A 24,685-nucleotide genomic window follows, 5' to 3' on the forward strand; every position below is an offset into this window, starting at 1 on the left:
ATGGAGATCAACGTCGATATCGGTGGCACCTTCACCGACTGTGTGGCCACCGGCGAATGGCCCGGCGGCCCGCGCACGGCCAAGGCGCTCACCACCCATCACGACCTCGCGCTCGGCTTCTTCCGAGCGATCGAATCCATCGCTTCGACAGCAGGTCTCGATGTCGACGAGATGCTTTCGCAGACCGACACCATCCGGTATGCCACCACCTTGGGCACCAACGCGCTGATCGAACGCAACGGTCCACGCCTGGGCTTGTTGACCACCGCGGGCCATGAACACACCGTGCCGATCGGCCGCTGCCGGCAATGGGCCGACGGCCTGCCTGTCCAGGTCACCCGCGACCTGCCGCGGGCCCGGCGCCCCGAACCGCTCATCGAGCCCGAACAGATCGCGGTGCTCAAGGAACGCGTCGACGTCAACGGCCGGATACTCATTCCGTTGCGCGACAGTGAAGTCGCCGACCGGGTACAAGACCTCGTCGACGCGGGTGTACGCGGCTTCGTGGTGTCACTGCTGAACTCGCATATCAACCCCGATCACGAACTGCGCGTTCGCGAGATCATCGAAAGAGATTACCCGACAACCTATCTGGGTCGTTTCCCGGTGATCCTCACCCACGAGATATCGCGCCGGTCCGGCGAGTATGCCCGCACCATGACCGCGACAATCAACGCCTATCTGCACCGGTTCACCGCCGACCGGCTGTCGCACCTGCGCGACGAGTTGCGCCGCCGCGGCTACCGCGGCGGGCTGCTGCTGGTGCACAACAGCGGTGGGATGGGCACGCTGGCCGCGACGACCCCGATCCACACCGTGCACGCCGGCCCGGTGTCGGGGCTCTACGGATCGCGGCACGTCGCCGCCGCACACGGCTTCGACAAGGTGGTGACCACCGATATGGGCGGCACCTCGTTCGACGTCGGCACCGTGGTCGCCGGATCGGTGCGCTTCTACGATTTCAACCCCGTCATCGACCGGTGGCGGGTGCAGGTGCCGATGATGGACATCTCGGCGATCGGCGCCGGCGGCGGGTCGATCGCCCGGTTGGACGCGGTGGCCGGAATCGTGGTCGGTCCGGAGTCGGCGGGGTCGGATCCCGGCCCGGCCTGCTACGGGCAGGGCGGCACCGAGCCCACCGTCACCGACGCCGACCTGGTGCTGGGTTACCTCGACCCGAAGCGGTACCACGGTGGCGAACTCCCGTTGGACCTGCGCCGCGCCGAGCGAGCCATCGAACGGCGGATCGCCAAACCGCTGGGCATTCCGGTGACCGAAGCGGCCCTGCGCATCCGCCGGGTGGTGGACGAGACGATGGGCTCGGAACTGTTCAAATCGATCACCGTCAAGGGCTACGACCCGCGCGAGTTCACCGTGTTCTCGTTCGGCGGCGGCGGACCGCTGCACGCCTGCGGCTACGCCGGCTCGCTGAACGCCAACGAGGTCGTGGTGCCCCCGCACAGCGAGGTGTTCTCGGCCACCGGCGCCGCCGGGCTCGAGCGGCTGCACATCTACGAGCAGTCGGTCTGGCAGGTGCTGTTCAACCCGTTGATCAAGCAGGTGCTGACCGACTACACCGAATTCAATTCGATCATCGAAGAGTTCGAGAACAAGGCCTATCAGGACTTCGCCGGGCAGGGTTTCCGTCCCGACGACGTGGAGACCGCCGTCGAACTGGACATGCGTTCCACCGGCCAGCTCTTCGTCATCACGATCGCCAGCCCAGTCAAGCGGTTGCGCACCGAGGCCGACGTCGCCGCGGTGATCCGGGCCTATTTCGACGAGTACGGCGACCGGTTCGGCGACCTGGCGCTCACCCGGGAAGTCGGCGTGTCGATCGACGCAATCCGGTTGCGGGCATGGATCCCTCGCGCGGCACCCGAACCCGAGAAGCGAGTCACCACCGGCAGCACGTCGGGCGTGACGGCGGCGTGGACCGGATCGCGATCCTGCGTGTGGCGAGGGGGACCGGCGGAAACCGACATCTACGACTACGGCGCGCTGCAGCCGGGCCACCGGGTCAGCGGCCCCGCGGTCATCGAATCCGCCGACACCACAATCCTCGTCGAACCCGGTTGGACCGGCGAGATGGACGATTACGGCTTCTTCCGGATGCGACAGGAGAACACCCGATGAGCACGATGGATTCCGCCGTGAACGGCGAAATGGATTCCGCGGAGGCGCAGGAGTTCCTCTCCGACCTGATCAGCAACCAGCCGGTGATGTACGGACCCGACGCGGGTCTCACCGCCGAATACCGGTTGCGTGAGCGCACCGCACGCGAGGACGCGGCCATCCGGTCGATCACCGACCCCACCGACATCACCGTGGGGCTGAGCCGCATCGAAGCGGTGCTCGAGTCCGCGATGGAGATGCTGGAACAGATCTGCGCCTCGCCCGCCGCCAAGTACGGCGACCTGATCGTCGGAATCTACACTCGCGAGGGCGAGTTTGCAGTGGCCAGTTCCGGGGGCGTAAACATGTTCTCGGCGACTACGTCGCCGGTGCCGAAGTTCATCAACCGGTATTGGGCCGACGAGTCCACCGTCGGCATCGCCGAGGGTGACGTGTTCTACCACAACGACGCCAACTACGGCGGCACCCACAACCCCGACCACACCCTGCTGATCCCGTTGTACTGGCAAGGCGAGCACATCGCCTGGGTCGGCGCGATCGTGCACGAGGGTGAGAACGGCGCGGCCGTCGATCCGGGCGGCTTCGCGCTGCGCGCGACCACGAAATACGGCGAAGGGGTACGGATCCCGCCGATGAAGGTCGGCGAGAACTACACGTTCCGACGTGACCTGATCAACCTGTTTCAAAATCAGGTTCGCGATCCGCTGTTGTGGCTCACCGACTTCCGATCGAAACTGGCGACCGTGCGGATGGTCGAGCAACGCATGCACGACTTCATGGCCGAACGATCGGCTGACCTGTTGATCGCCACCATGCGCACGGTGCTGGAATCGACCGAGGCCGAAGTCCGGCGTCGGATCTCGGCTTGGCCCGACGGTATCTACCGTGGCAACCAGTTCGCGGACACCACGCTGCTGGAAGAGCGGTTGTTCAAGCTCACCGTCGAGTTGGAGAAGCGCGGTGACCGGCTCACCGTGCGCACCAAAGGCTCCTCGCCCTCGATCGACCGCGCGCTCAACGCGCAGGCCCATTTCACCCGGGCCATGGTTGGCAACCTATTCATGAACTTTCTGTTCGCGGACCTGCCCCGAACGGCCGGTTTCATCTCCGCACTCGATTTCGAGTTGGAGCCGGGTTCCATCGTCACCGCCGAGGCCGAGCAGCCGACCTCGCTGTCGTTGATGACGATGTTCTGTTTCAGCGCTGCACTGCACTCGGCGGTCACCAAGGCGCTGTTCGCCAATCCGGGCAGCGTCCGGCCGATGGCGCCGTGGTACGCCATGATCCCGACCCTGCAGTATGGCGGGCTCACCCAACACGCACAGCTCACCGCGAACGTGTCCACCGAGATGAACGCGGCCGGCGGCGGCGCCCGGTTCGACGAGGACGGTGAGCACGCGGCGGGCCCGGTGTTCGCGCCGGTTTCGGACTGGGGTGAGATCGAGTTGCGCGAGAACGAGATTCCGGTGCTGGGCATGTGGCGGCGCATTCCGCCGGACAACCACGGCTTCGGTAAGTACCGCGGCGGGTCATCGGTGGAATGGGCCTACATGCTCTACGGCAGTCAGATGTTCGCCTTCGGGATCACCAGCATGGGCGGAAAGTTCCCAGTGACCAGTGGGATGTTCGGCGGCTATGCCGGTCCGTGTATCCCGCTGGTCCGGGTGCGGCCCGAGGGCGGAGTGAACGCGGTCCTGCAATGGCTGGCGGACGGCGCGGACGGGTTGACCTACGACGCGCGCAGCATCATGCGGGACCAACCACTGGCTGGGACCTATGAGGTGAGCAACCCGGTGCAGGCCGCCGATCCCATTGTGGAAGGCGACATCTGGATTCAGCGGGTCGGCGGCGGCGCCGGTTACGGCGACCCGCTGGAACGCGAACCCGCCGAGGTGTGCAAGGATCTGCGGCGCGGGCTGATCAGCGAGGAGGTGGCGCACAATGTCTACCGGGTCGCCGCAGATGATCGCGGTGAGCTCGATGTGGAGCGTACCCGCGAGGCGCGCGCACAGGCCCGGCAGGATCGGCTTGACCGGGGGATGAGCTACGACGCCTTCGTCGCACAGTGGCGCGCTGACGATCCGCCCGCACACCTGGGCTATCTGGGATCGTGGGACTGGTCCGACGACGCGGACCGAGCAGCGGGCCGATGACGCACGGCCCCAACGCGTTCGCGCCGGTGCTCGACCGGGTGGCGGCCCGGATCGCCGGGGTCGATCCCTGCTGGAGATCCGACCCGACGCGTTGGGCCTACTGCCTGCGCGAGGCCGTCGCATTGGTGCGGCCGGACTGGGTGATCACCCACTTCGATCCGCACGCCGAGGCCGACGCGGTGACCGCCTCGGTGACGCAGACCACCGAGGTGGTCGACGTCGAGTTGGCCCGGACTCCAATTCTGGCTGCGGCACTGGAGCTGACCACGGTGCTGGCCGGCTTGTATCCCGCACAGCCGGTGGCAGCCTCGGTCACCGGACCCGGCCTATTGAGTCGTTTTCTGGCGGAACGTTTTTCGACTCCCGACGAGGACTTTGCGGATCTGATCGCCGATGTGGGCGACCTAATCGGTGTGCTCGTCGGCAGCTATGTGGCCGCTGGCGCCGACCGCATCCTGGTGTGGGAGCCGGCCGACGATTGTCACGGCGATCTGGTGGACGCGCATGCACCGCTGGTGAGACGGCTCGACACGATGGGCGTACCGGCCGTGTTGTGCGGCGCGCAGCGGCTCGACGGACTCGGCTACGCCGACCACGTGGTGCCGGGAAGGGGCCTGGCGGCGGCCGCCGACTTCGGCACCGTGCCGTTCGACCAGCTGTGGCCGGCCCTTGTCGGCGGACACGACGGACCGATCGTCTCCGACGGACCCATCCCCGGCGACGCCGATTTGAGCCTGCTCGCGGCCGCGGCTAACCGCCGCTGAGCGTTGCGCGCCGGGTTTCTTCGCGTAACTGCCGGGGGCTGCGCCCGTAGCGCTCGCGAAACGCCGTGCTGAACGCGCTCGGGGTGGCGAACCCCAACTCGGTCGCCAGCTCGCTGATGGAATAGGGCGAGCCAGGAGCCACCACTCCCGCGTACGCCGCGCTGAGCCGTTCGTCCTTGATCAGCTTGTTCGGTGTCGTCCCAGCATGTTTGAGCGCAAGCTGTACTTGACGAGGAGACCAGCCGAGGCCCGCGGCGATGTGATGGACCGACAAGTTGCGGTCGCCCAGATTCTGTTGAATGTACGCCCGGGCCGCACGCGCCACTTGGCTGAGCCGGCCCGGCGCGGCATCGGCGGCGACGCGTTCCTGAGTCAGGGTGAACAGATCGATGAGGCGATCGGCCACCGCGTCGAATTCGTGGGCGGCCAGCGCATCGGATTCGCGGATCAGGCTGGTGAGTAGCGCGTGTACCGAGCTGCCCAGTCCGGTGCGTAGATCGATGGGTTCAGCCGGTGCGCCGACGTCGCACAATCGCCGAGCGATCATTTCCGAATCGAGTGCCAGCGCGAGGATCTCGGCGCCCGGGCCGTGGCTGAGCGTCATCGGCCGCGCCATCGAGATCGGATAGGCCTGGCCGGCGTGGACCACCACAGTTTTCTCGTCGTGGGTCACCGTCAGTGAACCGCTACGGGGCACCATCAACCGGGCGCTGAGGTCGCGGTCCGTGGCGATGTGGCGCGATGTGCGTCGATAACTCGTAGCGTCGCATCGCCACGAAACGTACTGGAATCGGCTGGTGCGCGCCCGTACCGCCGAGCCGGTCACCCACTTCGGTTCGAAGCTGCAGTCGAACTCGGATTCGTAGGTCATCAGCAGCTCAGTCCACAGCGCGCGCCCCTCGGCGGGGTCGAGGCCGCAGGTGGTCACCCGCTCGATCTCGACGGTGTTCATCACCATGACCGGTACCTCACATCACGTGGTCCCTGCAGCTTTGCTGGACGGTGCTCATGGTAGCCGCCACGACGAGAAGCTATGACCGCGGTCACACGACACGGTGGCGCGGTAGATCGCGGGCCGCGTCGATGTGTCCGTTGGCCACCGGCTGGTGGCACCTCGTCCCATTGTTGGCCCGGTACCGCGCTCATAGCGTCGAAATCGACCCGAAAACCGGGTCTGTCAGCGCATAGAGAGGGGCAGCGATGGATCTGGCAACGCTGATCCGGCGTGGAGCAGAGCGATTCCCCGGCAATCCTCTGCTGCTCTGCGACCAACAGACGCAGACCTACGCCGACTGCTACCAGCGGGCCTGCCGACTGGCGCAGGCCCTGGCCGGGCTCGGGCTAAAGCCCGGCGACCGGGTGGCGACGCTCGCAGACAACTCGCCCGAGGCGCTCGAATTGATTTTCGGTATCGCGCTGGGCGGGTTCGTCCGAGCCTCGCTCTACACCCACAACACCCCCGAGATCAACGCCGAGCTGTTGACCGCGATCGGCGCCTCGGCGCTGATCGTCCAGCACGAGCACCATGCGACGATTGCACCGCACCTCGCTCGGGTGCGGGAGCTGTCACATGTGTTGATCTGCGACGGTTCCGCCGGGGGCGCCGCCCTGGACTACGCCGACGTGTTGGCAGCCGCCTCTGCGCAGGATCCGCACCTCGACATTGCGTCCGACCGGCCGCAAACCATCCGCTTCTCCGCTGGTACCACCGGACGCCCCAAGGCCGTCTTCCACGACGTGGCAGGCTGGACGGCCGTCGGCACCGAAACCGCACGGGTGCTACCTACTTTCACCCCTGACGACCGCTATCTGGCGGCTGGGCCGCTCTCCCACGCGAGCCTCATGCCGATGCCCGCCTTCGTCAGTACCGGCGGATCGATCGCGCTGATGCGCAGCTTCGACGCGGGCGCATACCTGGCAAACATCGCTGACCTGGGGTGCACCTTCAGCTTCGGTGTGCCCACCATGATCCATGCGGCCGCAACCCACCCCGCAGCGGCGACCACCGATCTGAGCACCCTGCGCTGCATCGCTTACGGCGGATCGCCGATCACTCCCGAGACCATGCGGCTGGCACGCAAAGCGTTCGGCGATGTGCTGCTGCAAATCTACGGGCAGAGCGAAGGCGCGCCGCTGGCAGTCCTGGGTCCGACCGACCACATCGCGGAGGGCGGCAAGTGGCTGCGTTCCGCGGGTAGGCCCGTTACCGGGTCGCAACTGCTGATCGTCGATGAGGACGGCCGGGAACTGCCCCGCGGCGAGGTCGGCGAGATCGCGTCTCGGACTCCCACCGCTTTCGCCGGTGTGTGGGGTGACGACGAAGCGACCAAGGCCCGTTTCCTGGCGAATGGCGCCGTACTTACCAGAGACATGGGCTATTTGGACGACGACGGCTATCTGTTCCTTACTGGCCGCAAGGAAGACCTGATCATCTCGGGTGGCTTCAACATCTGGCCCACCGAACTCGAGTTGGCGCTCACGGCGCACCCCGCCGTGGCGGAGGCGGCCGTTGTCGGAATCCCGCATGACCGGTGGGGTGAGACCCCGTTGGCGCTGATCGTGCCCACCGCGGGCGCAGCCGCCGTCACCGGACAGGAGCTCGTGGACTGGACTCGCGAGAAGCTCGGTCCGGTCAAGAAACTCGGCGCGGTCATGTTCGGTGAGCAGCTGCCGCGATCGCCGATGGGCAAGGTGCTGCGAAGCCGGATACGCGATCAACACAACGAGGACCCCAGCGGCACTTGGTTTTCCACGTCCACTAAATCGACGAGAACAGGAATGGCAACGCGATGAGAACCGCCCATGTCATCGGCGTCGGGATGACGCCGTTCACCAAGCCCGGCGCATCTCCGGCCGATTACCCTGATCTGGCCGGCGCGGCGATCAACGCGGCGCTGCTCGACTCCGGGCTTGAGTATTCGCATGTCGAGCAGGCGCTGGTCGGCTATGTGCATGCCGACTCGACAGCCGGCCAGCGCGCGCTCTACGACATCGGCAGAACCGGAATTCCGGTGCTGAACGTCAACAACAACTGCGCCAGCGGATCCTCGGCGCTGTTCGGCGCCCGCCAACTGGTCGAAGGTGGAATTGCCGAATGCGTACTGGCGGTGGGCTTCGAGAAGATGAGGCCGGGCTCTCTCGGAACGATGGCCTATCCCGACGTGGCCAGCCCTGTGCAGCCCTTTCTCGACGCGGCCGCAGGCCATCGCCCGGCCAGCGGTGCGCCTCCCATGCTGGAGTTGTTCCGCAACGCCGGGCTGGAACACCGGGAGAAGTTCGGCACCACTGCCGAGCAGTTCGGCAAGGTCGCCGAGAAGAACCATCGGCACTCGGCGAACAACGAACGGGCGCAGTTCCGTTCGGTGTACACACTCGACGAGATCATGGCCTCGACGCAGGTGTGTGAGATGCTGACCAAACTGCAGTGCTCGCCGACCTCCGACGGGTCGGCCGCCGCGATCGTGGCCTCCGAGGACTTCGTGGCCAAACACGGGCTCGAGGGCCAGGCAGTACACATCGTCGGACAAGCGATGACCACCGACACTGCGGCCACTTTCGAATCCGGCAGTTCGTTCGACGTCGTGGGGCGCGACGCCTCGCGCCGGGCCGCCACCGCGGTGTACGACCGAACCGGTTTGGGCCCGGCCGATATCGATGTCATCGAGTTGCACGACTGCTTCTCGATCAACGAGATATTGCTCTACGAAGCTTTGGGGTTGTGCGCCGAAGGCGAGGGCGGCCGACTGATCGACGACGGTGACACCACCTACGGCGGCCGCTGGGTGGTCAACCCCTCGGGCGGGCTGATCTCCAAAGGGCACCCGCTCGGCGCGACCGGGCTAGCTCAGTGCGCCGAGCTCGTCTGGCAGGTGCGCGGCGAGGCTGGCGACCGGCAGGTCGACGGTGCGCGTACCGCACTGTCGCACAACCACGGCCTGGGCAGCGCCTGCGTTGTGACGATGTATCGGCGGGTCGCCTGATGTCCGAGCCGAGCACTTCTGAACTGGTCCTCTTCGATCGGGTTGGGCACGTCGCGGTGCTGACCATAAACCGGCCGCAGCGTCGTAACTCCTTCGACCTGCCGACCGCGGAGGCGATGGAGGCCGCCGTCGACCACTTCGAGGCGGATCCCGATCTACGGGTGGCCGTCCTCACCGGCGCGGACGGGGTCTTCTCGGCAGGTCAGGACATGAAAGCCGCCGCCCGCGGCGAGATCGCCAGGACCGAACGGCGCGGCGGTTGCGGCATCATGCTCGACCCCCCGACGAAGCCGATGATCGCGGCGGTCGAGGGGCACGCCCTCGGCGGCGGCCTGGAACTGTGTCTGGCCTGCGATCTGATCGTGGCGGCGAAAGACGCGCGGATGGGGCTGCCAGAGGCGTCACGAGCGGTGCCGGCGATGGGCGGTGGCCTATTCCGGCTGCCGAGGCGCATTCCGTACCACCGGGCAATGGAGCTGGCGCTCACTGGAAAACCGTTGATGGCCACGGACTTCCACGCGCTGGGGCTGGTCAACCGACTGGCCGAGCCGGGGCAGAGCCTCGCCGTCGCGCTGGAGCTTGCCGAGGAGATCGCCGCCAACGGACCGGTGGCCGTGCGGGCCAGCACGGCCGTCATCCGCCGCTCCCAGGAATGGGAGGACCGGGCGAGTTGGGATCTGCAAGTCCCGTTGCTCGAACCCGTACTCGAGTCCGAGGACTTCAAGGAGGGGTTGGCGGCATTCGCGGAGAAGAGAGCACCGAAATGGAAAGGCCGCTGAGGATGAGTGAGGGCATGGACATGGCCGGCCGAATCGCCGTGGTCACCGGCGCCGGTCAAGGAGTCGGGTATCGCATCGTGCACGACCTGGCACGTTTGGGTGCCGGTGGAGTTGCTGTCAACGATATCGACGCCGACCGGGCTGAGCGCGTTGCCAAGGAGATTCGCGAAACGGGGGTGCCCGCTATAGCGGCTCCGGCTGACGTCGGCGACTTCGATGAAGTGGGCGAAATGTTCGGAACAATCGAACGCGAACTGGGGCCGGTCGGGATCCTGGTCAACAACGCAGGCAATCAGGGCGGCGGCGGTACGCCACCCCCTGCCATGCCGTTCTGGGAACAGTCGCCCGCGCAGTGGGACAAATCGATCCGGGTCAACCTCGGTGGGGTGTTCAACTGTGCGCGTCATGCGATCGAACAAATGGTGCGCGCCGGTAACGGTGGCCGCATCGTCACCGTCATCTCCGATGCCGGGCGCATGGGTGAGGGTAACGGGCTGGAGGCCTACTCCGGGGCGAAGGCCGGCGCGGCCGGGTTGACCCGTGCGCTGGCCCGGATCGGTGGACGCTACCTGATCACCGCGAACTCGGTGGCCCTCGGCGCCACCTACACCCCGGCGACCGCCGATATGCTCGCCGACGAGCGGGTGCAGCGAAAAGTGCTTGAACAGTACATGATCCGACGTATCGGCGATCCTGCTGACGGGTCGGCGATGATCTGCTTCCTGGCATCAGAGGCAGCGGGTTGGGTCACCGGGCAGACGGTGGGCGTCAACGGTGGCTATTCGGTGACATTGTGACCGCCGGGTTGTTCTCGGTCGCCGGTAAGAACGCCGTCGTCACCGGCGGTTCATCGGGGCTGGGTGAGATGATCGCCACCGGCCTTGTCGAGGCGGGTGTACGGGTGGCGATCGCCTCCCGGCGTGCGGACGCCGGGCATGCGGTAGCCGCGCGACTCGCCCAGCGGGGCGACTGCATCTCGATTGTCGCCGACGTCGGTGCGCCCGAAGGCAGTGCCGCTATTGCGCAGGCAGTTGCGACCCAGTTCGGCGGTCGGCTCGACCTCCTGGTGAACAATGCGGGTGCGACGTGGGGAGCACCGCTGGACGACTTTCCGGATGACGCATGGCACAAGCTTGTCAACGTGAACCTGACCGGCCTGTTTCGATTGACGACAACGCTGTTAGGCCCCTTGCGGCAGGCGGCGTCGGCCGACGACCCGGCGCGCGTTGTCAACATCGGCTCGTTGGCCGGGCATCGGGTGACCGCGGTGGAGAACTATCCGTACAGCGCGACGAAGGCTGCGGTCCACATGTTGACCCGCCACCTTGCGGGACGGCTCGCGCGCGAGCATGTCACTGTCAACGCGATCGCCCCCGGTTACTTTCCGAGCCGGATGAGCGCATTTGCCCTCGACGACGACGCGACGCGGGCCGAGCTGCTCTCTACAGTGCCGCTGGGCCGCACGGGAACGCCCGAGGACATCGTCGGCGCCGTGCAGTTCCTTGCGTCGCGCGCAGGTGCGTATCTCACCGGCAGCGTGCTCGAGGTCGACGGCGGAGCCGCTGGGGCAGCGTGAGCTACCTCTTGGTGAGGTCGCTGAATTGCTGTCGGAGCCGAAAGCGTTGCACCTTGCCGCTGGGCGTTCTGGGCAGCTCGGCTGTGAAGTGGATCCGGCGCGGATACGCGTGCGCGGCAAGGCCTTCCTTCACCATCTGCTGCAGCTCTTCGACGAGGGAATCCTCGGGTGACACGCCGGGAGCGAGGACGATGATCGCGATGAGCACCTCGCCGCGCAACTCGTCGGGCACGCCGATGGCTGCGGCGTCGACGACCGCGGAGTGCTTGGTGAGCACCGATTCGACCTCGAACGGGCCGATGCGGTAGCCCGCCATGAGAATAAGGTCGTCGTCGCGTGAGGCGAACCTGAAATGGCCGTCGACGTCGCGAGACACGACGTCACCGGTGAGGTACCAGCGCCCGTCGCCGCTGAATCGAGCGGCGCTATTTTCGGGGGCGTCGCGATACCCGGTGAACGTCATCAGTGGACTTCTGGTGATGTCGACGGCGAGCCGGCCCGGCTCGCCGACGGCGGCGATCTCGTCTGTTTCAGTCCTTAGCACCTCCAGGGTGAAACCCGGTAGGGCCGGGCCCATGGAACCGGGCTTCGCCGCGGCGACCAGCTCAGGGTGCCAGGCGTTTGCGGCGATCATGCCGGTCTCCGTCTGGCCGTAGTGGTCCCGGACTTCAAGACCCAACGCCTGGCTGGCCCAATCGATGACTGATGGAGTGAGCGGTTCACCGGCTGACGAAAGATGCCGCAGCGCAAGATCGTTCGGTACCGGCGCACTGCGCAGCGCCCGGTACACCGTCGGCGCGGCGGCGAAGTTGGTCACTCCGAAGCGCTGCAGAACCGACCAGGTGAGCTGCGCGTCGAACGGGGCGCACAGCATCAGGCTTCGGCGGCCGGACGCCAAGGGGCTGATGATCGCGTAGTAAAGCCCGTATGCCCACCCCGGGTCGGCGGCGTTCCAAAACACGTCTTCGTCGGTGTGATCAAGCGCGAACTCGTCATAGGAGACCATCGCCGCTACCGCGGCCAGCGGGATCGGTACCGCCTTAGGTGTGCCGGTGGTACCGGAGGTGAACAACTCGACCAGGATGCCGGCACCACCGCAAGCCACTGGATCAGCAAGCGGCGCAGAAGACTCCAGCAGCTGGTCGAATGACAGGTCGTCGCCGGTTGCGTTGCCGGTGGTGATGATTTCCCAGTCACGTTCAGCCGGCAGATCGGCACTCGGATCGAGCTTCGGCCGCTGGGCGGCGTCGGTGATGACGAACTTGGTGCGGTTGCCGGTTACCCGCACCGCTATTGCAGCCGGAGCGAAAGCGGTGAACAGCGGCACCTGCACGGCGCCCAAGCGCCATAGCGCCAGCATCGAAACCAACAGTTCCATCGACTTGCCCATCAACGTGGCGATCCGGTCTCCGGCGACCACTCCCTGAGCGGCAAGGCCGGAAGCCAACTGCTCGGAACGACGGTGCAGTTCGCCGAACGTTACATCCAGACTGGACAGGTCTTCGTCGATGAGCGTGAAGGCCACTGCCTCAGGCGGATGACGGTCACACAGCAGATAAGCCGCGCAGGCTCCGGTGCTGGCGTACTCGTTGTGGAGTTGCTGTACTCGGCCGTTGACGTTCGGCATTGCGATACCTCCATCGCGTCGGTTCGGACGCCTAGGGACCGGCGCCGAAGTGTGGTCAATGTGGCGGCACAGCCCACTCAACAGTGTTCGGGCACTCCATTTCCGGTCTCGGCGCGAGGGACAAAGCTGGAAGCCGACACGCATCGCCGGCCAGGAGGGCCTCGATATCGATGAACCGGGACATGGACCGCCTCGTGACGCCGATCGACCCCTCGATTATCGCGGGTCTGCTCCCAACCATCATAACTATACTAACGGATAAGGAAATGTTCGCGTTGGCCCGCCGGCGCGTCCGCCGGGCTCGGACCGTCAACCCCTCGGCCCCGCCGATCACACCTTGCGCATTCCGTCGCGCCAGGCAACCGGATGAAGCCGTCGCAAGACGGCGGACCCCATGCGTACTGGCTTTCAGTACAAGGTATTACAAACTTTCTCTCCGCCGCTGTGACAGCACGCCGACCCGTACTGTGTGGCCCGAAAGGCCTTATGGAATGCGGCTGGCCGACCCTTGACAGTCCCGATGGGGACGGTTAACGTCCCCCGATAACTTTACTGCACAGTAAGGCTTAATGAAAGGCAGCTCGGATGGCCGGACGCGAGGTGGCAACCCATGCACGCCGGCGAACCCTTGACTTCATTCGCGAGAGCGGCCTACGTTCATGCCGACAACTTTACCGGCTGGCCGGTAAAGTACTGGGAAGGGCGGAATGTGCAGGCTGAGCTGAAGCGGGGCGTCGAGGGCGGTCTCAGCGGCGGTCTTCGAGCATCCGGTCGGAGGGGGAACGGGCTGTGAGCGTGACGCAGGCCGCCGCCAAACCGGTGCGGGCGCTGGGCGACTTCTTCATGATGTCGTTCGACACCTTCGTCTTGATGTTCAAGCCGCCATTCGCGTGGCGCGAGTTTCTGACCCAGAGTTGGTTCGTGGCACGGGTTTCCATCGTTCCGACGGTCATGCTCGCCATCCCGTTCACCGTGCTCACCGTGTTCACCCTGAACATCCTGTTCGTCGAGATCGGTGCGGCCGACTTCTCCGGCACCGGCGCCGCGCTCGGTGCAGTCACCCAAATCGGGCCGATCGTGACCGTCCTGGTGATCGCCGGCGCCGGTGCCACCGCGATGTGTGCGGACCTGGGGTCGAGGACCATCCGTGAAGAGATAGACGCGATGCGGGTGCTGGGAATCAACCCCGTGCAGGCGCTGGTAGTGCCGAGAGTGCTGGCCGCAACGCTGGTTTCGCTGCTGCTGGCCTCGGTGGTCACCATCGTGGGCATCGTCGGCGGCTTCTTCTTCTCGGTCTATGTCCAACACGTCACGCCCGGCGCGTTCGCGGCGGGCTTGACGCTGTTGGTCGGCATGCCGGAAGTCATCGTGTCCCTGGTCAAGGCCTCGATTTTCGGGCTGGCAGCTGCATTGATCGCCTGCTACAAGGGTATTTCGGTCGGTGGCGGTCCAGCCGGTGTGGGCAATGCCGTCAACGAGACGGTGGTGTATTCGTTCATGTCGTTGTTCGTAATCAACGTGGTCGCCACTGCCGTCGCGGTGAAGGTGACGCTGTGACCCTCAATGTCGCGAGCTCGCAGTTCCCCAGGATCCGGCGCAGCTGGTCCGGATGGGTCGAGGGATGGCGACGCCTGGGCCGACAGACCCAGTTCTACGGCCTGACGCTCAAGGGCCTCGGGGACGCGCTGGTGCGCTACAAAGTCGAATCGCTGCGGCTCATCTCGCAAATGAGCCTCGGGCTCGGCGCGCTGGCCATCATCGGCGGCACCCTCGTCATCGTCGGATTCCTGACGCTGTCGGCCGGAGCCTGGATCGCCGTGCAGGCCTACAACCAGCTCGCCGATGTCGGCGTGGAGGCGCTGGCCGGCTTCACCTCCGCCTTCCTCAATGTCCGCATCACCTCGCCGCTGGTCGCCGGCATCGGGCTGGCCGCGACCGTCGGCGCGGGCACCACCGCCCAACTGGGGGCGATGCGGATCAACGAAGAGATCGATGCGCTCGAGGTCATGGGCATCCGGTCCATCGCGTACCTGGCCTCGACCCGGGTGCTGGCCGGTGTCATCGTGGTGATCCCGTTGTACTGCATCGCGGTTCAGGTGGCCTTCGTGGCCGCCCGGATCGGCACCACCTTCTTCTACGGCCAGTCGACCGGTGTCTACGACCACTACTTCAATACGTTCCTCAACCCCGTCGATGTGATTTGGTCGTTCCTGCAAGCTATTTCGATGGCGATCGTGGTGATGCTCGTGCACACCTACTACGGCTTCACCGCGTCGGGTGGCCCGGCCGGCGTGGGAGAGGCCGTCGGCCGCGCGGTGCGGGCATCGCTGGTGGTGTCGTCATTTGTGACCTTGCTCGTCTCACTGGCCATCTACGGCCAGTCCGGCAACTTCAACCTCTCGGGCTAGCAGATGGATTCGATACGGCAGGACAAAGGGATCGACCCGGCGTGGTGGACGCTGGTGCTGTTCGTCGTCATCATCGCGATGGTCCTGGGTGCCTGGGGGTTGTTCACCCGCTCGTTCAAGCCCACGCTGAGTGTCACCGTCACCTCCGAGCGCGCCGGCCTGGTGATGGAATCGGGTGCCAAGGTGAAGATGCACGGCGTAGCGATCGGACGTGTCAGTGCCGTCGAGGGCGGCAAAGATCCGGTGCGCCTCAAGCTGGATATCGACCCGAAGCAAGCCCAGTTCATCCCTGCCAACGTCTTTGCGGAGATCAAGGCGACCACCGCATTTGGTGCGAAGTACGTCGATCTGGTTTCGCCGGCCATGCCCGCTTCACAGCAACTCAAGGCCGGGGCGGTGATCCAGTCGCACAACGTCAGTACCGAGGTCAACACGGTATTTCAGAACCTGACCGACGTCCTGCGACAGATTGATCCGGTCAAACTCAACGGCGTGCTCTCCGCGGTGGCGGAGGGATTACGGGGCGAGGGTGACGCCATCGGGCGGGCCACCACCGACGCCAATGCGGTTCTGCTGGCGCTGAACCCCCGCAGTGAAACCATCCGCGAAGACTGGCAGGCGTTACAGGGCTTCAGCGACACCTACAGCGCCGCGGCCCAAGACATCCTGGACACCCTCGACGCCGCGACCACTACCGGTGCCACCATCACCGCCCATGCCGACGAACTCGACGCGTTGCTCGTGAGCGTCGTCGGAATGTCGCGCAGCGGCACGGACCTCATCGGTCCCAATAAGGACAACCTCGTCGACGCGGTCAACAAACTCGAGCCGACGACACGGCTGTTAATGAAGTACAACCCGCAGTTCACCTGCATGCTGGTGGGTGGCCACTGGTTCCTGGAGAACGGCGGCTACGACGTCACCGGCGGCGTCAACGGCAAGTCCATCACCACCGACGTCGCGCTGCTCCTCGGCGACGACCAGTACCGCTATCCGCAGAACCTACCCATCGTCGGCGCCAAAGGCGGTCCGGGCGGCCAACCCGGGTGCGGCTCGCTACCCGTCGTCGACGACAACTTCCCCCTCCGCCAGCTGATCACCAACACCGGCTGGGGCACCGGACTGGATATCCGTCCCAACCCGGGAATCGGATTCCCCGGCTACGCCAACTATTTCCCGTCCACCCGAGCGGTTCCAGAACCACCGAGCATTCGCAACCTCGGACCGCCGGCACCCGGGCCGATCCCGTATCCCGGCGCGCCGGCGTACGGCGCGGCGCTCTACGCGCCGGACGGGACGCCGCTGTGGCCGGGCCTGCCGCCGGCACCGCCGCCCGGCCAACCTCGGGAACCGGGGCCGCCACCGCCGGGCAGTGAGCCGTTGCACCCGTCGACGCATGGAACGGCGCCGTAGTGAAGGGAGGCCGCCGCGATGAGAGCTGATCTGCGCCACGTCGTTTGGCGCCTGGGCGTCTTCGTGACGGTGTGTCTGCTCGGCGTCTTTGCGATGTTCGCAGTGTTCGCCGAGTTGCGCTTTCAGCCCGAGCAGACCTATGCGGCCGAGTTCCGCAATGTCAGTGGCCTGGAGAGCGGCAACTTCGTGCGAATCGCCGGCGTGGAAGTCGGCAAGGTCAGCTCACTGACGCTGCAACCCGATTCCACGGTGCTTGTACGGTTCACCACCGATGACTCGGTGGTCCTGACCAAGGGCAGCCGGGCCGTCATCCGCTACGACGACCTGATCGGCGGACGGTATCTGGGCCTCGAGGAGGGCCCAGGCGATACCGAGATACTCAAACCAAACGGGACCATTCCCCTGGACCAGACCGCGCCGGCACTGGACCTCGACGCGCTCATCGGCGGCTTCCGGCCACTGTTCCGCGCCTTGGACCCAGAACAGGTCAACGCGTTGAGCGCGCAGTTGATCCGCGCGTTTCAAGGGCAGGGACAGACGATCGGTTCGCTGCTGTCGCACACCGCTGCGCTGACCAACAAACTGGCCGACCGGGACCAACTGATCGGGGAGGTGATCGCAAACCTGCACACCGTACTCGGCACGTTTTCAGATCAGAGTAAGCAGTTCGACAAGGGGGTGGGCGCGCTGGCTGAACTCGTCGACGGCCTCGAAGCGCGCAAATCTGACATCAGTGCCGCAGTGGGCCATGCCGATTCGGCCGCCATGTCGATCACCGACTTGCTGCGCCAGGCGCGGCAACCGCTGACCAAAGTCGTCGCGGAGACGGACCGAACGGCGGGGCTGGTGGTGGCCGACCACGAGTACGTGGATGAGCTGCTCGCGACCTTGCCCGAGGCATACCAGGCGCTGGGCCGCCAAGGTCTCTACGGCGACTTCTTCAGCTTCTATCTGTGCGACATCGTGTTGAAGCTGAACGGTAAGGGCGGCCAGCCGGTGTTCGTCAAGTTGGTCGGCCAGAGCACGGGCAGGTGCGCATCGAAATGAAGTTCTCCGCGAGACGAAACCCCGTCGTGACCGGTGCTCTGGGAATCTGCCTCATCGCCGTGCTGGCGCTGGGTGCGTTGCAGTACGACAAACTGCCGATCTTCAACCGGGGCAACGACTACTCGGCCTACTTCGCCGAAGCCGGAGGAATCACTGTGGGCGCAGACGTCCAGGTATCTGGATTGCGGGTGGGGCAGGTGTCCAGCCTCGAGCTGGCCGGCCCGTGGGCGCTGGTGAAGTTCCGGCTCGCGCCCGACGTCCGACTCGGCGATCGCACCGAAGCAGCGATCAAGACGCAGACCCTGCTCGGTTCCAAGATCGTCGAGCTCACCCCGCGCGGCGACGGGACTCAGGACGGCCCGATCCCGCTGGAACGCACGCGCTCGCCCTACCAGCTGCCCGAGGCGCTCGGCGACCTCACGACGGCGATCAGCGGGCTCGACACCCACCAGGTGTCGGACTCGTTACGGGTGCTGGCGCAGACGTTTTCCGACACGCCGCCCGAACTGAAGATCGCCGTAGCGGGAGTGGCCCGGTTCGCCGAGACGTTGAACAAACGCGACGACCAGTTGCGCAATCTCCTGAGCAACGCGAACAAGGCGACGACGGTACTCGCCGAACGCGCCGGCCAAGTGGTCGACCTGATCGCCGACAGCAACGCGCTGCTGGTGCAGCTACAGGCCCAAAGCGATGCCCTGGACCGTATTTCGGGCGATATCTCCGCCGTGGCTCGCCAGATCGAGGGCTTCATTGCGGAGAACCGCCAGACATTGAAGCCGGCATTGGAGAAGCTGAACGGGGTGCTCGCGATCGTCGACAACCGCAAAGCCGAGGTGCAGGAGTCGATCAAAAGGCTCAACGCGTACGCGATGTCGCTGGGGGAGTCGGTGTCCTCGGGCCCGTTCTTCAAGGCCTATATCGCCAACCTGCTGCCTGGTCAGTTCGTGCAGCCATTCGTCGACGCCGCATTCTCCGATCTCGGTCTGGACCCCAATGTGTTGCTGCCGTCCCAGCTCACCGATCCGCCGGTGGGCCAGCAGGCCAGTCCCGCGCTACCGGTTCCGTTTCCGCGCACCGGGCAGGGCGGTGAGCCGAGAATGACGCTGCCCGACGCGATTACCGGCAACCCCGGTGATCCGCGTTACCCCTACCGCGAGCCGCCGCCGGCTCCGGCTCCCGGTGGCCCGCCGCCCGGTCCGCCCGCCGAGGCACCACCGGAGTTGGCGTCCACGCCGGCACCCACCCCCAACCCGCTCTATGTACCGGCACCGAACGAGGTAGCACCGTCCGGGGAGGCAGCACCGTGAAGAAGCTTGGTCTGGTTCGGGTGGGTGCCGCGATCACGCTGGTGGCCGTCCTGTTCGGCGGGCTGATCGTTGCGCTGTCGACCGAAACGCTCCGACGCACCACCGTGGTGGCCTACTTCGCGAACAGCAACGGAATCTTCGCCGGCGACGAGGTCCGAATCGTCGGTGTACCGGTCGGCACGATCGAGCGCATCGAACCCGAACCGACCCGGGTCAAGATCACCTTTTCCGTCGATGCCAAGCATCCCGTCCCGGCCGACGTCAACGCCGTGATCATGTCCCCGTCGTTGGTGACGGCGCGGGCCATCCAGCTGACCCCCTCCTACACCGGCGGGCCACAACTGCAAAGCGGTGCAGTCATTCCCGAAGAGCGCACCGCCGTCCCGGTGGAGTGGGACGACTTCCGGGAGCAACTCGAGCGGCTCACCGAGGCGCTGCAGCCAACCGAACCGGGCGGGGTCAGCACCCTGGGCTCCTACGTCAACACCGCCGCGGCCAACCTCCGCGGCGAGGGAACCAACATCAGGAACGCAGTGGTCCAACTGGCGCAGACGTTCTCGATGCTCGGTGACCACAGCGGCGACCTGTTCGCCACCGTCGAAAGCCTGTCGATCCTGGTTTCCGCGTTGTACAACAGCACCGACCTGTTGCGATATCTGAACCAGAACATCGCCTCGGTGACCGCCCTGCTCGCCGACGACCCCGACGAGGTCGCCAACGCGGTGCGGGACCTCAACGCGGTGGTCGACGACGTCGGTGCCTTCGTAGCCGATAACCGCGAAACCGCCGGAACCACCAGCGACAAGTTGGCATTGGTGACGCAGATGTTGCACGATAGCCTCGGCGACATCAAGCAGACACTGCATCTGGCCCCCAACGCATTTCAGAACTTCCTGAACATCTACCAGCCCGCGCAGGCCACCATGACCAGCGCACTGGCCGTGACCAACTTCGCCGACCCGATCGGGTTCTTGTGCGGAGCCGTGCAGGCAGCGTCTCGCCTCGGCGCCGAGGAGTCCGCCAAACTGTGCGTGCAGTACCTGGCGCCGATCGTGAAGAACCGCCAATTCAACTTCCTGCCCCTGGGCGAGAACCTGTTCGTCGGCGCGACGGCTCGACCTAACGAGGTCACCTACAGCGAGGACTGGCTGCGGCCCGACTACATCCCGCCGCCGGGCAGCACCGAATCGACCGCTGCGCCGCCGCTGCCCGCCGAGGCTGCGCCGACCGATCCGGCCGGCGGTCTGGAAGCAATGATGGTGCCGCACGGGAGTGGATCGTGAGGCGCACCAATGTGATCGCGGTGCTGGCAACCGCGAGCATCATGTCGGTTGCCGGCTGCGCGGACTGGCATGGCGCAAACTCGCTGCCGCTGCCCGGCACCGAAGGCGGCGGGCCCGGGGCGTACACCGTGCAGGCGCAGCTCCCGGATGTGGACAACATCGAACGCAACTCGCGCGTACGCGTCGGCGACGTCACCGTCGGCAACGTCACCGGCATCGAGCGGCAGGACTGGCACGCGCTGGTCACCATGGAGCTCAACGGCGACGTGCGGCTGCCTGCCAATGCGACCGCGACGGTCGGCCAGACCAGCCTGCTGGGTTCGTTGCACATCGAGCTGGCGCCACCCGTTGATGTGCAGCCAGAAGGCCGGTTGCAGGACGGATCGCTGATACCGCTGTCGTCGGGCAGCCGGTACCCGTCCACCGAACAAGCGCTGGCCGCGGTGTCGCTGCTGCTCAACCAGGGTGGCATCGGCAGCATCCACGACATCACCCAAGCGTTGAGCAGAGCGTTCGCCGGCCGCGAGGACGATCTGCGCAGCCTCATCGAGCAGCTCGAGCAGTTCATCGGGCACGCCGACGATCAGACCGACGAGATCATCGCCGCCACCGAGAGTCTCAACGGGCTCGTCGGTCAGGTCGCCGAACAGGATCCGGTTGTCGAAAGCGCGCTGCAGACCTTGCCGGACGCGTTGACCGTGGTGAAGGACCAACGCGACCACCTCACCGAAGCCCTACACCAGCTCGGTGAATTCAGCGCGCTGGCATCGGATTCGGTCAACCTGACCAAGGAGAATCTGGTCAAGGAGCTCAAGGATCTCGGGCCGGTGCTGGAGTCCCTGGCCAACGCGGGCCCGTCGCTGACCCGGTCGTTGAGCTTCTACTCCACCTTCCCGTGGCCAAAGGAGACCATCACCAAGTGGCAGCGCGGTGACTACGCGAACCTGACCGCCGTCATCGATCTGACGCTGAGCCGGCTCGACGCGTCGTTTCTCACCGGCACCCGATTCGAGGGTGAGCTGACGGAACTGGAGATGCAGTGGGGCCGCACCATCGGACAGCTGCCCAGCCCGTACACCGCCGGCAATCCGCTCGTTGTGCCCTACCGCACGGACCAGGGGCGTTGACATGCGCATGACCAGACGGAACTGGATTCAGCTGGGCATTTTCGGCGTCGTGGCTGCGCTGGCCTTCACGTCGCTGATGTTGATCTACATCAAGTTGCCCGGCCTGATGCTGGGTGTCGGCCGGTACACGGTCACCGTCCAATTGCCGGAAGCCGCAGGCCTTTACGAACGGGCCAATGTCAGCTACCGGGGTACCGAAGTGGGCCGGGTGACGGCGGTCAACCTCACCAGAAGCGGTACGGAAGCGGTGTTGTCGCTGGATTCGGACACCCGAATCCCGGCTGACCTCGACGCGCAGGTGCGCAGCCAGACTGCTGTCGGCGAGCAGTTCGTCGCGCTGCTGCCGCGCAGCGAGGACGGTCCGGTACTCGAGGACGGCGACATCATCGCGCGTGACCGCACATCGGTGCCGCCCGACATCAACGAACTGCTCGATGCGACCAACCGAGGGCTGCAGGCCATCCCGCAGGAGAACCTGAGAACCGTCGTCGACGAGGCCCACCTCGCGCTCGGCGGGTTGGGTCCCGAATTGTCGCGCCTGGTAAGGGGATCGACCACGTTGGCGATCGACGCCCGCGAGCATCTCGATTCGTGGACCGCGCTGCTTGATCGAGCCGGCCCGGTGCTCGACAGCCAGACGCAGACCTCGGATGAGGTGCGGGCCTGGGCGGCAAATCTGGCCAGTGTCACCGATCAGCTGCGCACCACCGACACCGATGTGCAAGGCGTGCTGACGCGTGGCGCGCCGGCCGCCGACGAAGTGCGCCGGCTGTTCGACCGGGTACAGCCCACCCTGCCGATCGTGCTGGCCAATCTCGTCAGCGTCGGCGAGGTGGCGCTCACCTACGACGACAGTCTCGAGCAACTGTTGGTGCTGCTGCCGCAGGGCGCGGCGGCGATGCAAGCGATCGGCGTGGCCAACCGCCACACCAAACAGGACTACAAGGGCGCCTTTCTCAGCTTCAACCTCAACGTGAACCTGCCGCCACCGTGCACGACCGGCTTCCTGCCGGCACGACAGCAGCGGGTGCCGACCTTCGAGGACTACCCGGACCGGCCGGCTGGGGACCTGTACTGCCGGGTGCCGCAGGATTCGACGCTGAACGTGCGCGGCGCCCGCAACACTCCGTGTGCCACCCGGCCCGGAAAGCGGGCACCGACGTGGCAGATGTGCGTAAGTGACCAAACCTACGTTCCGCTCAACGACGGATTCAACTGGAAGGGCGACCCGAACGCGACGTTGTCGGGCCAGGACATCCCGCAGCTGACCGTGGATCCGAACGCGAGTGCACCGCAGGCGCCCGCACCGGCGCCGATCGCGGTGGCCGAGTACGACCCTGCCTCCGGTACGTACGTCGGTCCGGATGGGCAGATCTACACCCAAAGCGACCTGGCGGTCACTGCCGGCGGCGAGCAGACATGGCAGTCGATGTTGCAGCCCCCGGCCGGCAACTAAGGCAGGCCGACCGGGGGCGCGCCCACCGTCATTGTTGTACTCCTTGATCGTTTTCTGCGGCTGCAGCGAACCGGTCGCGGATCTCGCGGCGCAGGACCTTGCCGATGGGGGTTTTCGGTAGCGCCGTCACGAACGCGACGCTGGTGACCTTCTTGTAGGAGCCGAGCCGGTCCCGCGTCCACTCGACCAGGTCCTCCACGGAAACAGTGCCGGCACAGCCTGATTCGAGGACCACGTCGGCGTGTGGCGTTTCGATCCATTTGTCGTGCGGAATCCCGACCACCGCGGCCTCGCGCACCGCCGGGTGTTCCACCAGGACGTTCTCGAGTTCGGCAGGCCAGATGTTGAACCCGCCGGAGATGATCATGTCCTCCTTGCGGTCGGCAAGGAACAGGAACTGTTCGTGGTCAAGCCATCCCATGTCACGGGTTCGCACCCATCCGTCGTCGGTCACCCGTTGCGCGGTGACATCCGGCGCCCGCCAGATCTCCTTCATCCGACCCGGCGACTTGACGACGATTTCACCGACCTCTCCCGGCGGCAGCACATTGTCGTTCTCGTCGACGATGCGGATTCCAGATCTGGGGGTCGCCTTACCGGCCGACCGCAAGCGCCGCCGCTGCGCCGGCGACCCGTCGACGACGTGGTGCTCCGGTAGCAGCGCTGCCACCGGAACCGCTTCGCTCTGCCCGTAGCTCTGGTACATCACGTTGCCCCACAACTTCAGTGCGGCAACAAGGGTGGTCTCGGGTATCGGGGACGCGCCGTAGAAGATCGCCCGCAGGCTCGACAGATCCCGCACGGTGGCGTCGGGATGCACAGTGATCATCTGCACCATCGTCGCGACGAGAAGGGTCACGGTTACGCGCTCTTCTTCCACCAATCGCAGGAACCCGCCGGTGTCGAACGCGGGCATCACCACGACGGTGCCGCCTGCGGCCAGTATCGGCCACACCGGGATGCTCGCCGCGTGGGTCAGCGGGCTGGCGGCGAGATAGCGGTCTGCGGCGGACAACGGCGGCGAAACGTCGGCCAGGGTCTCCTCGCCGACTGCCATCCAGCCGCCCAGGGTGTGCAGGATCCCCTTGGGCAAACCCGTTGTACCCGCCGAGAATCGGATCTGGTAGGGGTCGTCCGGCCGAAGCTCGAATTCCTGGTCGGCGGGCGAGGCGTCACGCAGCAGCACCTCGTAGTCCAGGGCCGAGTGCGCGGATTCGGAGCCGATGACGACGACCGCACGGATGGACGGTGCCGCGGCGAGCACCGGTTCCAACGCGCCGAAGTACTTGTCCTCCACGATGATCGCGGCGGGTTCGGTGAGTTCGATCAGGTAACGATGCCGGTCCGCGGTATCGTGGGTGTACAGCGGACACCGGACGTAGCCACCGACGGTCAACCCGGCCAGGATCTCCAGCGTCTCGAAACTGTTGTCCGCGGCAACCGCCACCCGATCACCGCGCTCAATACCGTGCTCACGCAGCGCGTTCGCTAGCCGGTTCGCCCGTTCGTGCAACTCGCGATAGGTCTGCGTCCGTCCTTCGAATCGCAAGGCGGCTTTGTCGCTCGCGGCAACAGCATTGCGGCGCAGTACCGCAGCGGGGTCCATCACGGTGCAATCTCCTCAAATCT

19 protein-coding genes are annotated in these 24,685 nt (G+C 65.9%); 16 read left to right on the forward strand and 3 right to left on the reverse strand.

Annotated features, from left to right (window positions below; translation table 11 throughout):
• The 3 genes from ABQF13_RS14005 to ABQF13_RS14015 are packed head-to-tail and all read left to right on the forward strand — an operon-like array spanning nt 1 to nt 5,053.
• Nucleotides 1–2,136, forward strand: coding sequence for a hydantoinase/oxoprolinase family protein (locus ABQF13_RS14005; RefSeq protein ID WP_448393352.1), 2,136 nt, complete (start codon nt 1–3; stop codon nt 2,134–2,136).
• The gene (locus tag ABQF13_RS14010) at nt 2,133–4,289 is read left to right on the forward strand and encodes a hydantoinase B/oxoprolinase family protein (RefSeq protein ID WP_448393353.1); all 2,157 of its coding nucleotides are present in this window, start codon (nt 2,133–2,135) and stop codon (nt 4,287–4,289) included. The genes ABQF13_RS14005 and ABQF13_RS14010 overlap by 4 nt, the downstream gene beginning before the upstream one ends.
• Complete coding sequence (locus tag ABQF13_RS14015; RefSeq protein ID WP_448393354.1) at nt 4,286–5,053, forward strand: hypothetical protein; 768 nt, start codon at nt 4,286–4,288, stop codon at nt 5,051–5,053. The genes ABQF13_RS14010 and ABQF13_RS14015 overlap by 4 nt, the downstream gene beginning before the upstream one ends.
• Here the strand turns inward: ABQF13_RS14015 and ABQF13_RS14020 are convergent.
• A complete protein-coding gene (locus ABQF13_RS14020; protein ID WP_448393355.1) occupies nt 5,040–6,011 on the reverse strand; it encodes an AraC-like ligand-binding domain-containing protein in 972 nt (323 codons plus the stop codon). The genes ABQF13_RS14015 and ABQF13_RS14020 overlap by 14 nt on opposite strands.
• A 242-nt stretch (nt 6,012–6,253) precedes the next feature.
• On the opposite strand from ABQF13_RS14020, the gene ABQF13_RS14025 reads away from it, so the two are divergent.
• From ABQF13_RS14025 to ABQF13_RS14045, 5 genes are read left to right on the forward strand one after another with little or no spacing between them, the layout of a single operon-like run.
• Complete coding sequence (locus tag ABQF13_RS14025) at nt 6,254–7,846, forward strand: class I adenylate-forming enzyme family protein (RefSeq protein WP_448393356.1); 1,593 nt, start codon at nt 6,254–6,256, stop codon at nt 7,844–7,846.
• Nucleotides 7,843–9,033: a lipid-transfer protein gene (locus ABQF13_RS14030; protein ID WP_448393357.1), complete on the forward strand. Its 1,191-nt coding sequence runs from the start codon at nt 7,843–7,845 to the stop codon at nt 9,031–9,033. Before ABQF13_RS14025 ends, ABQF13_RS14030 begins: the two co-directional genes overlap by 4 nt.
• A complete protein-coding gene (locus tag ABQF13_RS14035) occupies nt 9,033–9,812 on the forward strand; it encodes a crotonase/enoyl-CoA hydratase family protein (protein WP_448393358.1) in 780 nt (259 codons plus the stop codon). The genes ABQF13_RS14030 and ABQF13_RS14035 overlap by 1 nt, the downstream gene beginning before the upstream one ends.
• A 2-nt stretch (nt 9,813–9,814) precedes the next feature.
• Nucleotides 9,815–10,609: an SDR family NAD(P)-dependent oxidoreductase gene (locus ABQF13_RS14040; RefSeq protein WP_448393359.1), complete on the forward strand. Its 795-nt coding sequence runs from the start codon at nt 9,815–9,817 to the stop codon at nt 10,607–10,609.
• Nucleotides 10,606–11,388, forward strand: a complete 783-nt coding sequence (locus ABQF13_RS14045) for an SDR family oxidoreductase (protein ID WP_448393360.1) — start codon at nt 10,606–10,608, stop codon at nt 11,386–11,388. The genes ABQF13_RS14040 and ABQF13_RS14045 overlap by 4 nt, the downstream gene beginning before the upstream one ends.
• Nucleotide 11,389: 1 nt before the next feature.
• On the opposite strand, the gene ABQF13_RS14050 is transcribed toward ABQF13_RS14045, so the two are convergent.
• Complete coding sequence (locus tag ABQF13_RS14050) at nt 11,390–13,015, reverse strand: AMP-binding protein (RefSeq protein ID WP_448393361.1); 1,626 nt, start codon at nt 13,013–13,015, stop codon at nt 11,390–11,392.
• An 843-nt stretch (nt 13,016–13,858) separates the two neighbouring features.
• Between ABQF13_RS14050 and ABQF13_RS14055 the strand changes: the two genes are divergently transcribed.
• Genes ABQF13_RS14055 through ABQF13_RS14090 form a run of 8 tightly spaced genes read left to right on the forward strand, consistent with a single transcriptional unit; the run spans nt 13,859 to nt 23,056 of the window.
• Entirely contained in the window at nt 13,859–14,572 is a 714-nt protein-coding gene (locus ABQF13_RS14055) for an MlaE family ABC transporter permease (protein WP_448393572.1), read from the forward strand.
• On the forward strand, nt 14,569–15,423 hold the full coding sequence (locus ABQF13_RS14060; RefSeq protein WP_448393362.1) for an ABC transporter permease: 855 nt from the start codon (nt 14,569–14,571) through the stop codon (nt 15,421–15,423). The genes ABQF13_RS14055 and ABQF13_RS14060 overlap by 4 nt, the downstream gene beginning before the upstream one ends.
• A 3-nt stretch (nt 15,424–15,426) precedes the next feature.
• A complete protein-coding gene (locus ABQF13_RS14065) occupies nt 15,427–16,836 on the forward strand; it encodes an MCE family protein (protein ID WP_448393363.1) in 1,410 nt (469 codons plus the stop codon).
• Nucleotides 16,837–16,854: 18 nt separating this feature from the next.
• Nucleotides 16,855–17,883, forward strand: coding sequence for an MCE family protein (locus ABQF13_RS14070; protein WP_448393364.1), 1,029 nt, complete (start codon nt 16,855–16,857; stop codon nt 17,881–17,883).
• On the forward strand, nt 17,880–19,190 hold the full coding sequence (locus ABQF13_RS14075) for an MCE family protein (protein WP_448393573.1): 1,311 nt from the start codon (nt 17,880–17,882) through the stop codon (nt 19,188–19,190). Before ABQF13_RS14070 ends, ABQF13_RS14075 begins: the two co-directional genes overlap by 4 nt.
• Nucleotides 19,187–20,473, forward strand: coding sequence for an MCE family protein (locus ABQF13_RS14080; protein ID WP_448393365.1), 1,287 nt, complete (start codon nt 19,187–19,189; stop codon nt 20,471–20,473). Before ABQF13_RS14075 ends, ABQF13_RS14080 begins: the two co-directional genes overlap by 4 nt.
• Nucleotides 20,474–20,514: 41 nt before the next feature.
• Nucleotides 20,515–21,600 carry an MCE family protein gene (locus ABQF13_RS14085; RefSeq protein ID WP_448393574.1) on the forward strand — a complete coding sequence of 362 codons (1,086 nt, stop codon included), beginning with the start codon at nt 20,515–20,517 and terminating at the stop codon, nt 21,598–21,600.
• A gap of 1 nt (nt 21,601) precedes the next feature.
• On the forward strand, nt 21,602–23,056 hold the full coding sequence (locus ABQF13_RS14090) for an MCE family protein (RefSeq protein ID WP_448393366.1): 1,455 nt from the start codon (nt 21,602–21,604) through the stop codon (nt 23,054–23,056).
• A gap of 28 nt (nt 23,057–23,084) precedes the next feature.
• Here the strand turns inward: ABQF13_RS14090 and ABQF13_RS14095 are convergent, their stop codons facing one another.
• Entirely contained in the window at nt 23,085–24,662 is a 1,578-nt protein-coding gene (locus ABQF13_RS14095) for a class I adenylate-forming enzyme family protein (RefSeq protein WP_448393367.1), read from the reverse strand.
• Nucleotides 24,663–24,685 lie beyond the last annotated feature (23 nt).

The sequence above is a fragment of the Mycolicibacterium sp. XJ879 genome (assembly GCF_053483935.1).

Coding starts and splice junctions, on each gene's coding strand:
- ABQF13_RS14005 (WP_448393352.1), top strand. CDS start 1: ATGGAGATCAACGTCGATATCGGTGGCACCTTCACCGACTGTGTGGCC.
- ABQF13_RS14010 (WP_448393353.1), top strand. CDS start 2,133: ATGAGCACGATGGATTCCGCCGTGAACGGCGAAATGGATTCCGCGGAG.
- ABQF13_RS14015 (WP_448393354.1), top strand. CDS start 4,286: ATGACGCACGGCCCCAACGCGTTCGCGCCGGTGCTCGACCGGGTGGCG.
- ABQF13_RS14020 (WP_448393355.1), bottom strand. CDS start 6,011: ATGGTGATGAACACCGTCGAGATCGAGCGGGTGACCACCTGCGGCCTC.
- ABQF13_RS14025 (WP_448393356.1), top strand. CDS start 6,254: ATGGATCTGGCAACGCTGATCCGGCGTGGAGCAGAGCGATTCCCCGGC.
- ABQF13_RS14030 (WP_448393357.1), top strand. CDS start 7,843: ATGAGAACCGCCCATGTCATCGGCGTCGGGATGACGCCGTTCACCAAG.
- ABQF13_RS14035 (WP_448393358.1), top strand. CDS start 9,033: ATGTCCGAGCCGAGCACTTCTGAACTGGTCCTCTTCGATCGGGTTGGG.
- ABQF13_RS14040 (WP_448393359.1), top strand. CDS start 9,815: ATGAGTGAGGGCATGGACATGGCCGGCCGAATCGCCGTGGTCACCGGC.
- ABQF13_RS14050 (WP_448393361.1), bottom strand. CDS start 13,015: ATGCCGAACGTCAACGGCCGAGTACAGCAACTCCACAACGAGTACGCC.
- ABQF13_RS14055 (WP_448393572.1), top strand. CDS start 13,859: ATGATGTCGTTCGACACCTTCGTCTTGATGTTCAAGCCGCCATTCGCG.
- ABQF13_RS14065 (WP_448393363.1), top strand. CDS start 15,427: ATGGATTCGATACGGCAGGACAAAGGGATCGACCCGGCGTGGTGGACG.
- ABQF13_RS14070 (WP_448393364.1), top strand. CDS start 16,855: ATGAGAGCTGATCTGCGCCACGTCGTTTGGCGCCTGGGCGTCTTCGTG.
- ABQF13_RS14075 (WP_448393573.1), top strand. CDS start 17,880: ATGAAGTTCTCCGCGAGACGAAACCCCGTCGTGACCGGTGCTCTGGGA.
- ABQF13_RS14085 (WP_448393574.1), top strand. CDS start 20,515: ATGTCGGTTGCCGGCTGCGCGGACTGGCATGGCGCAAACTCGCTGCCG.
- ABQF13_RS14090 (WP_448393366.1), top strand. CDS start 21,602: ATGCGCATGACCAGACGGAACTGGATTCAGCTGGGCATTTTCGGCGTC.
- ABQF13_RS14095 (WP_448393367.1), bottom strand. CDS start 24,662: ATGGACCCCGCTGCGGTACTGCGCCGCAATGCTGTTGCCGCGAGCGAC.